This window comes from Flavobacterium sp., from assembly GCF_031422135.1.
Taxonomy (GTDB): Bacteria; Bacteroidota; Bacteroidia; order Flavobacteriales; family Flavobacteriaceae; genus Flavobacterium.
Map to the genome: position 1 here is coordinate 25,097 of NZ_JANOQD010000060.1, position 14,658 is coordinate 39,754.

Here is a 14,658-nt window from a genome sequence, read left to right on the forward strand (position 1 = left end):
ATACAAAAGACCTACAAGGTTAAAAAAAACCATACAGGATTAGAAATTAAATATGTCAAGAACAAACAAAATAAATTTACAACTTTCAGGTTTAGAACCACTTTGTATTAATGAAGCGTCTATTTTCGTAAATGTAGGCGAACGTACCAATGTTACAGGTTCTCGAAAATTTCTTCGTTTAATAAAAGAAGAACGTTACGAAGAAGCACTTTCTGTTGCTCGTGACCAAGTTGATGGTGGCGCACAAATCATCGACATCAATATGGATGAAGGAATGCTCGATGGCGTTCTCGCAATGACAACTTTTCTAAATTTAATTGCTTCCGAACCCGATATTTCTCGTGTTCCCATAATGATTGACAGTTCCAAATGGGAAATTATCGAAGCAGGATTGAAAGTGGTGCAAGGAAAATCGGTAGTAAATTCTATTTCATTAAAAGAGGGAGAAGAAGTATTTATTCACCACGCCAAATTAGTCAAACGTTACGGAGCAGCAGTAATCGTTATGGCTTTTGACGAAAACGGTCAAGCCGATAATTACGAAAGAAGAATAGAAATTTGCAAACGATCTTATGATATTTTGGTTGATAAAGTTAGTTTTCCAGCACAAGATATTATTTTCGATCCCAATATTTTTCCAGTTGCAACTGGAATGGATGAACATAAACTAAATGCACTCGATTTCTTTCGAGCAACCAAATGGATTCGTGAAAATCTTCCATATGCAAATGTTTCTGGCGGCGTTAGCAATGTGTCATTTTCCTTTCGTGGAAACGACAAAGTGCGTGAAGCAATGCATTCAGCATTTTTGTATCACGCCATTCAAAACGGAATGACAATGGGAATTGTAAACCCAGAAATGCTTGAAATTTATGACGAAATTGACAAAACATTGCTAGAACACGTCGAAGATGTTTTATTAAATAGGAGAGAAGACGCTACTGAAAGATTACTCGATTTAGCCGAAAGTTTCAAAGGCGATTTCAAAGTCAATGAAAAACAAATACAAGAGTGGCGTTCAGGAACTTTCCAAGAACGATTAATTCATTCTTTAGTCAAAGGAATTGATGAATTTATAGAACACGATGTCGAAGATGCACGGATACATTCCGAAAAAGCAATCGATGTTATTGAAGTACACTTGATGGCTGGAATGTCAGTTGTTGGCGATTTGTTTGGTTCAGGAAAAATGTTTTTGCCACAAGTTGTCAAATCTGCTAGAGTAATGAAAAAAGCAGTAGCAAAACTTCTGCCATTCATCGAAGAAGAAAAAGATTCGACGACTTCGTCGTCAGCAGGAAAAATATTAATCGCCACTGTAAAAGGCGATGTACACGATATAGGAAAAAATATTGTATCCGTTGTAATGAGTTGCAACAATTTTGAAATGATAGATTTAGGCGTAATGGTGCCGCCCGAAAAAATCATCGCCGAAGCCATCAAACACAATGTTGATATTATCGCTTTAAGCGGATTAATCACGCCATCATTAGACGAAATGGTATATTTAGCTAAAGAAATGGAAAAGCAAAATTTCAAAATTCCGCTGATGGTTGGTGGCGCAACAACTTCTCGAGCACACACTGCTGTGAAAATTGCACCAGAATTTAAAGGAACAGTGGTTCACACTACCGATGCCTCAAAAGCTGTTGCAGCAGCGAGTAGCTTAATGCAAAAAGACACACAACGAGAATACAAGAAAAATATTCGAGAAGAATACGACAAACTTCGAGAAGGCTATTTGAGCCGAAGTCGAGATAAAAACTTCTTATCTATTGAAGATGCACGAAAGAATAAACTAAAACTCGATTGGGATAATTACAAACCCGTAAAACCAAATTTTATTGGCACAAAAAGTATTGAAGTTGATTTAAAAGATTTAGTAGATTTTATCGATTGGACACCGTTTTTTCAATCATGGGAATTATTCGGAAAATATCCAGCTATTCTAACTGATGTAATTGTGGGCGAACAAGCAACTTCAGTATTTGAAGATGCCCAAAAAATGCTACAACAATTATTAGAAGAAAAATGGCTAACCGCCAAAGGAATTTACGGGATTTTTCCAGCAAATACAATCAATGAGGACGATATTGAAATTCTTTGTCAGGCTGAGTTTGTCGAAGCCCAACCCACAACCCGCAACCCAAAACTCAAAACCTTTTTAACTTTAAGACAACAATCTCAAAAAACAACCGGTGTTCCAAACATTGCCCTGTCGGATTTTATAGCACCAAAAGAGTCAGGAATTCAAGACTACATAGGTTGTTTTTGTGTAACCACAGGTTTTGGAGTAGATGAAAAAGCATTGGAATTCGAAAAAAATCTAGACGATTATAATTCTATTTTAATAAAAGCTTTAGGAGATCGTTTTGCAGAGGCTTTTGCCGAATATTTACATTTAAAAATTAGAAAAGAAATCTGGGGTTATGCCTCCAACGAAAATTTATCCAACCAAGATTTAATTGCCGAAGAATACAATGGCATTCGTCCAGCGCCAGGATATCCAGCGTGTCCCGATCATTTGGAAAAACCAACAATCTTTAAATTATTGAACGTTGAACAAGAAATAGGAGTAAGGCTCACAGAATCTATGGCAATGTGGCCAGCATCATCGGTTTCAGGATATTATTTTGCCAATCCAGAAAGCAAATACTTCGGACTCGGAAAAATAAAACAAGATCAAGTAATTGATTATGCAAAACGTCGAGGAATTTCAACCGAAATGGCATTGAAATGGTTAGCACCGAATATAGCAGATTAATTTTAGTCTTAATGTCAAAAGTCATAAAGTCTATCAAGACTTTCGACACTAAGACATTAAGACATTAAGATAAAAAAATAATGAAAGTAACAGAACACATACAAAACGCACAAGGAAAAGCACTTTTCTCCTTCGAAATTCTTCCACCGTTAAAAGGACAAAACATCCAATCTATTTTTGATAGTATCGATCCGTTAATGGAGTTCAATCCGCCATTTATTGATGTAACCTATCATCGTGAAGAATATGAATACAAAGAATTACCAAGCGGATTATTAGAAAAAAAAATCGTCAAAAAACGACCAGGAACTGTCGGAATTTGTGCTGCAATTCAAAACAAATACCACGTAGATGCCATTCCACATATTCTCTGTGGTGGATTTACCAAAGAAGATACCGAAAATTTATTGATAGATTTAGATTTTCTAGACATCGACAATGTGGTTGCTTTGCGAGGCGATGCTTTGAAAAACGAAACCTATTTCAAACCTGAAAAATCAGGAAATCAATATGCATCGGAGCTTGTCACGCAAATTACAAATCTAAACAACGGAATTTATCTTGACGAAGACTTACAAAATTCGTCTTCCACAGATTTTTGTATCGGAATTGCGGGTTATCCCGAAAAACATATGGAAGCACCAAGTTTGGATTCTGACATTCATTTCTTGAAACAAAAAATCAAAAATGGAGCCGAATACATTGTCACACAAATGTTTTTTGACAACAAAAAATTCTTTGAATTTGTCGATAAATGTCGTGTTGCGGGAATAACCGTTCCAATAATTCCTGGTTTAAAACCCATCGCAACCAAAAATCAGTTAAACTTAATTCCACATCGCTTCAAGGTCGATTTACCCGACGATTTGATAATGGCAGTGGTAAAAGCAACCGATAATGATGCCGTAAAACAAATAGGAATCGACTGGTGTATTCAGCAAAGCAAAGAAATTCTTGCAGCTGGTTTTCCAGTAATGCATTATTACTCAATGGGAAAAGCCGAAAATATTAAAGAGATTGCCAAAGCAATTTTTTAGATTATGCACAAAATTGTCATTTAGACGAAAGGAGAAATCTGAAGCTATTTCCAGCATACGAGGCTTTAGCCGAACTGGTGAAGCAATTCGTTACAAGTCCTCACAAAAAAGTAAAGTTTCTAAAGTTCCAAAAAGAGCTTCCTTTGGTCGCTTTTTGAGAACAAGAAACTTTACTTTTTTTGCTCCAGGCTTTCCACTGCTATCTAGGCTAGCTTTGCCAACCGCCAACTGATTAACGCCATCTAACCACTGAAACTAATTTTTCGTCATTTCCCTAAAAATACTTTCCAAGTTTTTGTTCTTCAAGTTCAATTGTAAAGCTCGTAAACCATTGGCTTGAGCAAAATCAAAAACCACCGAACGCATGTCTTTTTCAGAAAAAAAAGTCAATTCCCAAAAAGAACCATTTGTGTTTTTATAAGAAACAATATAAGGAATGGTTGCAATCAGAATATCTTCAACCGTTTTGTCAAACTCCACTTCGATAATCTGTGTTGCATCGGCAGAAATCAAATTATCTAGTTTTTTGTCGGTAACAATTTTCCCGTTATTGATAATAATTACTCTATCGCAAATGGCTTCCACTTCCTGCATAATATGAGTCGAAAGGAAAACGGTTTTGTCTTTGCCAATATTTTTTATCAAATCCCGAATTTCAACCAGTTGGTTTGGGTCTAAACCGGTTGTCGGTTCATCTAGAATCAATACATCAGGATTGTGCAAAAGTGCTGTTGCCAAACCAACACGCTGCCGATAACCTTTAGACAACTGCCCAATTTTTTTATGACTTTCAGGCGTTAAACCCGTCAAAGTAATCACTTCGTCAATACGAGATTTCGTTACTTTATAAACATCGGCATTAAAAGCCAGATATTCTCTCACATACAAATCCAAATACAACGGATTGTGCTCTGGCAAATATCCAACCGATTTTTGAACATCCAATTGATTTTTATTGACATCAAACCCATTTACAGTAGCAATTCCTGCATCGGCAGAAATATAAGTAGTCAAAATTTTCATCAAAGTAGATTTTCCGGCGCCATTTGGACCCAAAAAACCAACTATTTCTCCTTTTTTTACAGAAAAAGAAATGTTGTCTAACGCTTTTTGCGTTCCGTAATTTTTAGAAATATTTGTAACTTCAATAGACATAATTCTCGATTTGTAGCAAAAGTAGATAATTGTAAAGTTAAATTTTCAAAATATTTTAAAACTTTTGTCAAAGCAAAAGCATTTTTATATACTTTAGCCGAATAACAAATCAAAAAATGTTACACAACAGTTTTTATTATAGCAACTCATTTAATTTCTATTGGAAAATAGAGAAGGATTGTTGTATTGTTATCTGATTAATTATTAATTCAAAAACATATATAAAAATCCTGATGTAAATCGGGATTTTTTTTTTGCTATTATGGAAACAAAAAAAATTGCTATTCAAGGAATCAAAGGTTCGTTTCACCATCAAGTGGCACAAGAATTCTTTCAATCGGAACTTTTGCTCGACGAGTGTATGTCGTTTGAAAAACTAGTGCAAAGCATTAAAGAAAATAAATCGGAAAAGGCAGTAATGGCTTTGGAAAACTCGATTGCGGGTTCGATAATTCCCAATTATGCTTTGATAGACAATAACAATTTGCATATTATTGGCGAACACTATTTGGATATCGATATGAATTTGATGGTTTTGAAAGGGCAAAAAATCGAAGACATCAAAGAAGTACATTCGCACCCAATAGCATTGTTGCAATGTGCTGTTTTTTTTAATCAATATCCGCACATAAAACTAGTCGAAAGTGGTGACACGGCAGAAACAGCGAGACGAATTCACGAGGAGAACTTGCTGGGAATTGGCGCAGTCGCTAGTCCAACAGCGGCAAAATTATACGATTTGGATATTCTCGCAGCTGGAATTCATACGGTAAAAAGTAATAAAACACGTTTTGTAATTGTAAAAACACAAAATAAAGAATTGCCGAAAGAAGAGATTAATAAGGCTTCAGTAAAATTTGAATTAGATGATACAGCGGGAAGTTTGGCCACGGTTTTGAATGTAATGAACAATTGCAAGTTGAATTTAACCAAAATACAATCAATGCCTATTATAGAAACACCATTTCAATATTCGTTTTTTGTCGATGTTGTTTTTGAGAAATACAAACATTACGAAAAAGCAAAGAAAATACTAGAATTAATGACTACACATTTCAAAATTTTGGGCGAATACAAAAAAGGAATCCAATGATAACAACTGCCAATAGATTAAATACGGTTGAAGAATACTACTTTTCGTCAAAGTTACGTGAAGTTCGCGAGTTGATGGCGCAAGGAAAACCCATTATTAATATGGGAATAGGAAGTCCAGATTTAAAGCCGTCAAAATTAGTAGTTCAAGCCATTCAAAATGCAATGAATGATGCTGGAGCGCATCAATACCAAAGTTATCAAGGCTTGCCAGAATTGCGAAAAACAATGGCAAATTTTTATGAAACTCATTTTGAAATTTCTTTAGATTTCAATTCTGAAGTGCTACCATTGATGGGTTCCAAAGAAGGAATTATGCATATTTCATTGGCTTTTTTGAATGAAGGAGATGGAGTTTTGATTCCAAATCCAGGGTATCCAACGTATACTTCGGTTACGAATTTAGTTGGAGCAAACCCTATTTTTTACGATTTAAAAGCAGAAAACAATTGGGAGCCTAATTTTGAAGCTTTAGAAAAACAAGATTTGTCTAAAGTGAAATTAATGTGGGTTAATTATCCAAATATGCCAACAGGTGCTTCTGGAAGCATAGATTTGTTTGAAAAATTAGTCGCTTTCGCTAAAAAACATCAAATATTATTGGTAAACGACAATCCGTATAGTTTTGTTTTAAATGACAATCCGATTTCTATTTTGCAAGTTGATGGTGCCAAAGAAGTTGCTTTGGAACTCAATTCGTTATCCAAAACCTACAATATGTCGGGTTGGCGTGTGGGAATGGTTTTAGGAAATTCAAAATATATTGATGCCATTCTCAAAGTAAAAAGCAATATGGATTCTGGAATGTTTTATGGCATTCAAAAAGGTGCAATCGAAGCATTAAAACTTGACAAATCGTGGTTTTTGGAACAAAATGCGATTTATAAAAAACGAAGAGATTTGGTTTTTCAATTGGCAGAAAAATTAAAATGTTCTTACGATAAAAACAGTGTAGGCTTGTTTGTTTGGGCAAAATTACCATCAGGAATAACAGGTGCCGAAGGGTATGTAAACCAATTATTATACGAAAAAGATTTGTTTATCACGCCAGGAACTATTTTTGGAAGCAATGGAGAAGGATATATAAGGTTTTCATTGTGTATTGACGAAGAAAAAATAAAAGAAGTATTAAAACGATTTCAATAGCAAATTCAATTAAAGTTTCAAAGTTTTAGAGTTTCAAAGTTTTAGGGTTTCAATTCCGGATAGCTATCGGGACAAAGTTTCAAAGTTTCAAATAATCAAATAATCAAACAATCAAACAATCGAATAATCGAATAATCGAATAATCAATTTCAAAAAAATATGGAAAATAGTAAAACAATGAAAACGTGGCTAGAGGATTTTAAACTCTCACATCCATTAGTTATAGCAGGACCTTGCAGTGCCGAAACCGAAGAACAAGTGTTAAAAATAGCACACGAATTGAAAAATTCGGATGTATCTATTTTTAGAGCAGGAATATGGAAACCCCGCACACGACCAGGCGGATTTGAAGGGGTTGGTGCCATTGGTCTGAAATGGTTGCAAAAAGCCAAAGCCGAAACAGGATTGTTGATGGCAACCGAAGTGGCCAATGCGGCACATGTAAAACTAGCGCTCGAACACGATATTGATATATTGTGGATTGGCGCCCGAACAACAGTAAATCCATTTGCGGTGCAAGAAATTGCCGATGCTTTGCAAAATACAGACAAAATTGTATTGGTAAAAAATCCTGTAAACCCGGATTTGGCACTTTGGATAGGTGGTGTAGAACGATTGTACAATGCAGGAATCAAAAAATTAGGCGTGATTCATCGTGGATTTTCGACCTACGAAAAGACAAAATATAGAAACATTCCCGAATGGCAAATTGCCATCGAACTGCAAAGTAAATTCCCGGATTTACCTTTAATAATCGATCCTTCGCATATTACAGGGCGACGAGATATGATTCAAGAAGTATCGCAACAAGCCTTGGATTTGAATTATGACGGATTAATTATCGAAACCCATACCGATCCAGACAATGCTTGGAGCGATGCTGCACAACAAGTAACTCCAACGGTTTTGAAACAAATTTTTGAAGACTTGAAAGTCAAAAAAATGACAGTAGAAGAGGATGGGTATAATACCGAAATGATAAAACTTCGCGCCAATATTGATATTTATGATGCTAAATTGTTAGAACTTCTTGGTGGGAGAATGAAAGTGTCAGAACAAATAGGAGCACTCAAAAAAGCCAACAATGTTGCAGTTTTGCAAAACAAACGGTGGAACGAAATTTTAGGAAAAATGATACTCGATGGTGAACAAAAAGGATTGAGTGAAGAATTTATTTTAAAATTATTTAAAGCTGTGCATCAAGAAAGTATAAGTCATCAAGAAAAAATTATTAACAAGTAAGATTTAGTTTATTTTTTTCGTAACATTGCATAAGTTTTAAAAACCCCAAAATGAAAAAATTATTATTTTTAGTGCTCGCATTTACTGCAACAATGGCAAATGCTCAAGTAGATCAAATCTTCAAACACAGTGGAGAAAAAGTAGCTGGAAAAGTTATAAAATTGGAAGAATACACCGTTGTTTTCAAGTATGATGGTGAAGATGCTGAAAATACAATTGGAAAATATGCAATTGAAAAAATTGTTTATGGAAAAAGTGGTCGTGTTGAGGAAGTTACTGAAAAAATTGTTGTAACAACTGAAGAGGACTGGGAAAAAGTTGTGATTTTAGAAGACAAAGGATACATAGCTGGATTAAAAAAAGGTGAAGAAGTAAGAGGTAAAACAGGTTTGGTTAACTTTCAAACTGGTAATACTGGCGACAAGAAGGCAGAAAAGAAGTTAAAAATGGCAGCAGCGGCACTTGGTTGTCCATTTATATTATTAACATCTGATAAAACAACCGTTGGAGCAAATTCTAATGCAATTGGAGGTTCTCAAGCAATAAAAAAAGGAGTTTCTTATAAATATTAAGAAGTTTTAATAAATTAAATTGTAAGACTGTTTATGAAAATAAACAGTCTTTTTTTTTGAATAATAAAATCTAAATTCTTTATTCAAATAGTGTAAATTTGCCATATGACAGGACTCGTTTATAAATCTACAGGAAGTTGGTACACCGTAAAATCCGAACAAGGCGATTTTATGGAATGTCGCATAAAAGGGAAATTCCGTATGAAAGGCATTAAAAGCACCAATCCAATTGCTGTGGGCGATATTGTCGATTATGATTTAGACGAAAATTCGGATACTGTAACTGGAGTCATTAATAATATTCACGAACGGAAAAATTATATTGTTAGAAAATCAGTCAATTTGTCGCATCAAATGCACATTATTGCCTCCAATCTTGATTACGTTTTTCTTTTAATTACGATAAATAATCCACCAACAACGACCAATTTTATAGACCGTTTTTTGGTTACTGCCGAAGCGTATGGAATAGAAACCATTTTAGTGTTTAATAAAATAGACACGTATGATGAAGCTATGCTCGACGAACAATTATTTATGCAATACATCTATCAAACAATAGGATACAAATGTTTGCGAGTTTCATCGACCGAAGGAAAAGGAATCGAGGAATTAAAAGACATAATGAAAGACAAAGTAACTATGTTTTCTGGACATTCTGGTGTTGGAAAATCAACATTGGTAAACGCTATGGAACCCAGTTTACATCTTAAAACCAAAACCATTTCTGAACAAAGTAAGCAAGGACAACATACCACCACTTTTGCCGAAATGTACGATTTGAGTTTTGGAGCTCAAATTATCGATACGCCAGGAATCAAAGGTTTCGGAATTGTCGATATGGAAAAAGAAGAAATTTCAGGTTATTTTCCAGAATTTTTCAAGCTCAAAGACCAATGCAAATTCAATAATTGCTTGCACAAAGACGAACCAAAATGTGCTGTTAAAGACGCTTTAGAAAAAGATGAAATTTCCTATTCACGATACAATAGTTATTTGAAAATTTTAGAAGGAGATGACGAAACTTACAGAACGGATATTTATAATGATGACAGAATTGCGAGTGATGAAACGAGGAATAAATAATGGAGCGTGAAACAACTAATTGCAAATTAATTGTACTATTTTTGAATAAATAATTTCACAATATGATTACCTATCTAAAAATAAATGGATTCAAATCTTTCTATAATTTTGAAATGGAATTTACTCCATTTACAGTAATTGCTGGTGCAAATGCTTCTGGGAAAAGTAATTTATTTGATGCACTAACATTATTGTCTAGGCTTGCTGAATCTGACAATCTTAAAAGAGCTTTTAATGAACAAAGAGGAGAGTTTATCGAATTATTTACACAATATGGAGATGATAAATTTGCTTCAGAAATGGAATTTGTTGTTGAAATGTTAGTAAACAAAAATATAAAAGACGCTTGGGGTAATGAAGGTAAATTAAAATATACTCGATTAAGGTATGAATTATCAATTAAGAGAATAACAAATTCATCAGGAATAGAAGATTTATTAGTTTCTAAGGAAAATCTAATTAAATTAAATCATCAGGAAGACAAATGGATTAATTTAATATCAAAAAAGACATTGGAGTATTGGAGGCCTAAAGTAGTTACAGGAAAAAGAGGAATTCCATACATTCAAACTGAAATAGAGAATAATTTACCTACAGTTTTAGTTTCACAAGACGGAACGACTGGTAATAAAAGAAGATTTCCTTTAAGTAATGCAACAAGAACAGTTTTAAGTAGTTTTGATACGGTAGATTTTCCACACGTTTTAGCCGCAAAAGAAGAAATGAAAAGCTGGAAATTTCTTCAATTAAATCCTGAAGATTTACGTCAAGCAACTAGTAAAAATAATGGGGAAGATACAATTTCTACAAGCGGAAGAAATTTAGCTGCTGCTTTGTATCGTATTAAACAAGAAGACAACTATGCTTTAAAAGAAATTTCAAGAAAACTTAATAAATTTTTACCAAACTTCACTGAGGTTGATGTTATAGATGATAAAGAAAATAAACAATATTTAATAAAACTAAAAGATGTTGAGAAAAAAGAATTTTCATCAAGAGTTTTATCTGAAGGAACATTAAGGATTTTGGCGTTGTGCATTTTAGAATTTGATGATAAACATACAGGTTTACTTTGTTTTGAAGAACCAGAAAATGGTATTCATCCATTTAGAATTAAAGCAATGACGGAATTGTTAAAAGATTTGAGTGTCGATTTTAATGAAGCAGAAACTCCTTTACGTCAAGTGATTGTAAACACTCATTCGCCTGTTTTGGTTGGTAATATGATGAAGTGGCAAAACGACACGAATGTAAGTATCTGGTATGCTCAAATGAGAAATACAATTACAGAAATAAGCAATACTAGATTAAAAATTAATACGACCAAAATAAGTAGAGTGATAAAAGATAATAGTTTGCAACAACTTCATTTGGTTTTTTCTGAACAAGACAGAAAATTAACCTTAGCCATTGTAAATGATTATTTGCAAACAGCTGAATTTGAAGATAACGTTATTTAATATTTATGAGTAATTTTATTTTAACTGGGTTGTTTACCGAAGGAACTACAGATAATAGATTTTTGGAAAGTGTTGTGAAAAGAACTTTAGAAGAAGTTGCTTTCGATTGCACTGGAGATATAGATGTAGACCTAGAAATAATTAAGATTGATAAAAAAGATTTAAGTTTTAGCGATCAAGTATTAGAGGCCTCAAAATCTGCTTTTGAAAAATTTAGTATCTTATTACTATTTGTTCACACAGATTCAGATGAAACAAATGATGAATTAATTTTTGCATCAAAAATTATTCCTGCCCAAAAAAGACTTTCAGATCAAGATGGCAGTTCTTATTGTAAAGAAATGATTGCTATTGTTCCAATTCATATGACAGAAGCTTGGATGATTGCAGACAGAGAGCTTTTAAAAAGTGAAATTGGTATTGATAAAACCGATACAGAATTAGGAATTCATTTAAATCCTGAAAGATTAAAAAATCCTAAAAATATAATTGAAGAAATAATTCGTTTATCTAAAGAAGACGAAACAAAGCGAAAAAGGAATAAAGGCTTAAATATTTCTGATTTATACCAAATTATGGGTCAAAAAATTGAATTGTCAGAATTAGAAAAATTGCCATCTTATTTAAAATTTAAAAATTCATTAATAGAAAAGCTAAAACAATTAAATTTTTACCATAAGTAGGTTTGAAAGTAGTCATCCAAAGAGTTTTATCATCTTCCGTAGAAATCGATTCTAAAATTGTAGCTCAAATCCAAAATGGGCTATTGATTTTAGTTGGAATTGAAGATGAAGATAATCAAGAAGATATCATTTGGTTGATTTCAAAAATAATAAATCTTCGCATTTTTGGCGATGAAAATCAGGTAATGAATCGTTCTGTAAAAGATATAAATGGAGATATTATTGTCGTTTCTCAATTTACCTTATATGCTTCTACAAAAAAAGGCAATCGTCCTTCTTATATTAAAGCATCAAAACCTGAAATTGCCATTCCTTTGTATGAAATTTTTATAAAACAACTGGAAATAGAATTAGGAAAGAAATTACAAAATGGTGTTTTTGGTGCTGACATGAAAGTTTCGCTAGTAAATGACGGACCAGTAACGATAATTATTGACAGTAAAAATAAAGAATAGACAATAATTTACTTATTTTTGTAGCTTTTACACCCCAAAATCAATACCTACATATTAATGAAATTGAAATTTACCTTAATTTTATTGGTTACATCCATATCATTTTTCGCCCAAAAAAGTGATTATTTAGTTTCCAAAATTCCAGACAGTTTAAAACAAAATGCAAATGCTATTATTCGATTAAATCAAATTGATATCGATATACAGTCTCAACGGAGTATGATTGTTAAAAACAAAAGAATTATTTCTGTTCTCAACGAAAAAGGGCTCGGTGCTATTGAAGCCTATGAAAATTATGACAAACAACATTCAGTAACCAAAATTGAAGCTACAGTTTATAATAGTTTTGGTTCAGAAATAAAAAAAATAAAGAGAAAAGATTTTAAAGATCATAGTGCTGTTGACGGAGGAACCTTATTTTCTGACAGCAGAGTTTTATATTTAGATTATACTCCAACAGAATATCCCTTTACAATAGTTTATGATAGCGAAGTTGAAACTTCAAATACTGCTTTTATACCACAATGGATTCCAATATTTGATTATTATGTAAGTCTAGAGAAGAGCATTTTAAATGTCAAATTTTCAGATAATTTAGGATTTAGAAAAAAAGAGCTGAATTTTAAAAATTTTAAAATTGTAAAAACTACAGATACTCCAACACGACTTTCTTATGAGATAAATGATGTAATTGCTCAAAAAGAAGAAGATTATAGCAATTTAAGTGCTGTTTTCCCTAGATTAATGATGGGTTTAGAAAATTTTAATTTAGAAGGAGTTGATGGAAATGCCAAAACTTGGAAAGAATTTGGACAGTGGTATTCAGATAAAATTTTAGAAGGAACAACCGAATTGTCAGATCAAACAAAAGCAAAAGTTAAAGAACTGATTGGTGTTGAAAAAGATACTATTAAAAAAGCCAAAATAATCTATAATTTTTTACAACAAAAATCTCGATATGTGAGTGTTCAAGTAGGCATTGGTGGTTGGAAGCCAATGTTAGCTAAAGATGTTGATCGATTGGGTTATGGTGATTGTAAAGCATTGACTAATTACACCAAAGCACTATTGAACGAGGCAGGAGTCAACTCCTATTATACGGTTTTGTATGGTGATAGAAACAAGCGAAGTATTGATTCGGATTTTGTTTCTATGCAAGGAAATCACGTGATATTATCAATACCTGTTGATGGAAAATTCATTTGGCTCGAATGCACCAGCCAAGAAGATCCTTTCGGATATCAAGGTACATTTACAGATGATAGAGACGTATTAATTATAAAACCAGATGGTGGAGAAATTGTTCATACTACTATATATGCCGATAAAGAGAATTGTCAGACAAGCAAAGGAAGTTATTCTATATCAGAAACCGGAGATTTTTCTGGACAAATTGCAATTACTTCCCAAGGAACTCAATACAACAGTAAGTTTGGTCTCGAAAAAATGACGCCTCTCGAAAAAGAGCAACACTATAAAGAATACTGGGATTATATCAATAATTTAAAAATCAATGCTACTCAATTTTTAAATGATAAAAATGAAATTTCGTTTGTAGAAAACAATAAAATCTCTGCTGTAAATTATGCCAGTACAACTGCTAACAGAATGTTATTTGTAGTTAATGCTTTCAATAAAAACAATAGATTAATTAGAAAAATTAGAAATCGTAAAAATGCATTTGAGATACAAAGAGGGTATTTTGATAGTGATGAAATTGAGATAAATTTGCCTTCAAATTTCACTATTGAAGCTTTGCCAACAAATTTTGAATTGAATTCTAAATTTGGCGATTATAAAACGGAAATAGTTAATTTAGGAAACAATAAATTAGTATATAAAAGAACAATGCTCTTAAAAAAAGGACTTTATACGAATAAAGAATATGAAGAGTATCGCCTTTTTATGGAGCAAATTTCTAGAAACGATAACGCAAAAACAGTATTAATAAAAAAACAATAAAAAA

At 32.9% G+C, this 14,658-nt stretch carries 12 protein-coding genes; 11 read left to right on the forward strand and 1 reads right to left on the reverse strand.

Annotated elements, in window-relative coordinates; all coding sequences use genetic code 11:
• Positions 1 to 52: 52 nt before the first annotated feature.
• Together metH and metF are read left to right on the forward strand one after the other, a co-directional pair.
• Positions 53 to 2,764 (forward strand): methionine synthase, encoded by a 2,712-nt coding sequence (metH, locus tag RMO70_RS08170; protein ID WP_310555937.1) that lies wholly within the window; start codon positions 53 to 55, stop codon positions 2,762 to 2,764.
• Between the two features lie 80 nt (positions 2,765 to 2,844).
• The gene (metF, locus tag RMO70_RS08175) at positions 2,845 to 3,801 is read left to right on the forward strand and encodes a methylenetetrahydrofolate reductase [NAD(P)H] (protein WP_310555938.1); all 957 of its coding nucleotides are present in this window, start codon (positions 2,845 to 2,847) and stop codon (positions 3,799 to 3,801) included.
• A 255-nt stretch (positions 3,802 to 4,056) separates the two neighbouring features.
• Here metF and gldA read toward each other — a convergent pair whose 3' ends face one another.
• Entirely contained in the window at positions 4,057 to 4,956 is a 900-nt protein-coding gene (gldA, locus tag RMO70_RS08180; RefSeq protein ID WP_310555939.1) for a gliding motility-associated ABC transporter ATP-binding subunit GldA, read from the reverse strand.
• A gap of 262 nt (positions 4,957 to 5,218) precedes the next feature.
• On the opposite strand from gldA, the gene RMO70_RS08185 reads away from it, so the two are divergent.
• The 9 genes from RMO70_RS08185 to RMO70_RS08225 all read left to right on the forward strand — a co-directional run bounded on the left by RMO70_RS08185 (position 5,219) and on the right by RMO70_RS08225 (position 14,654).
• Entirely contained in the window at positions 5,219 to 6,049 is an 831-nt protein-coding gene (locus tag RMO70_RS08185; RefSeq protein ID WP_310555940.1) for a prephenate dehydratase, read from the forward strand.
• Positions 6,046 to 7,194, forward strand: coding sequence for an aminotransferase class I/II-fold pyridoxal phosphate-dependent enzyme (locus RMO70_RS08190; protein ID WP_310555941.1), 1,149 nt, complete (start codon positions 6,046 to 6,048; stop codon positions 7,192 to 7,194). The genes RMO70_RS08185 and RMO70_RS08190 overlap by 4 nt, the downstream gene beginning before the upstream one ends.
• A 159-nt stretch (positions 7,195 to 7,353) precedes the next feature.
• A complete protein-coding gene (locus RMO70_RS08195) occupies positions 7,354 to 8,436 on the forward strand; it encodes a bifunctional 3-deoxy-7-phosphoheptulonate synthase/chorismate mutase type II (RefSeq protein ID WP_310555942.1) in 1,083 nt (360 codons plus the stop codon).
• A 50-nt stretch (positions 8,437 to 8,486) separates the two neighbouring features.
• A complete protein-coding gene (locus tag RMO70_RS08200) occupies positions 8,487 to 9,008 on the forward strand; it encodes a hypothetical protein (protein WP_310555943.1) in 522 nt (173 codons plus the stop codon).
• Positions 9,009 to 9,113: 105 nt separating this feature from the next.
• Complete coding sequence (gene rsgA / locus RMO70_RS08205; protein ID WP_310555944.1) at positions 9,114 to 10,094, forward strand: ribosome small subunit-dependent GTPase A; 981 nt, start codon at positions 9,114 to 9,116, stop codon at positions 10,092 to 10,094.
• Positions 10,095 to 10,156: 62 nt separating this feature from the next.
• On the forward strand, positions 10,157 to 11,554 hold the full coding sequence (locus RMO70_RS08210) for an AAA family ATPase (protein WP_310555945.1): 1,398 nt from the start codon (positions 10,157 to 10,159) through the stop codon (positions 11,552 to 11,554).
• 5 nt (positions 11,555 to 11,559) lie between these two features.
• Positions 11,560 to 12,237: a DUF4276 family protein gene (locus tag RMO70_RS08215; RefSeq protein ID WP_310555946.1), complete on the forward strand. Its 678-nt coding sequence runs from the start codon at positions 11,560 to 11,562 to the stop codon at positions 12,235 to 12,237.
• A gap of 2 nt (positions 12,238 to 12,239) precedes the next feature.
• Positions 12,240 to 12,692, forward strand: coding sequence for a D-aminoacyl-tRNA deacylase (dtd, locus tag RMO70_RS08220; RefSeq protein ID WP_310555947.1), 453 nt, complete (start codon positions 12,240 to 12,242; stop codon positions 12,690 to 12,692).
• Positions 12,693 to 12,749: 57 nt separating this feature from the next.
• Positions 12,750 to 14,654: a DUF3857 domain-containing protein gene (locus RMO70_RS08225; RefSeq protein ID WP_310555948.1), complete on the forward strand. Its 1,905-nt coding sequence runs from the start codon at positions 12,750 to 12,752 to the stop codon at positions 14,652 to 14,654.
• The last annotated feature ends 4 nt before the right edge of the window (positions 14,655 to 14,658 follow it).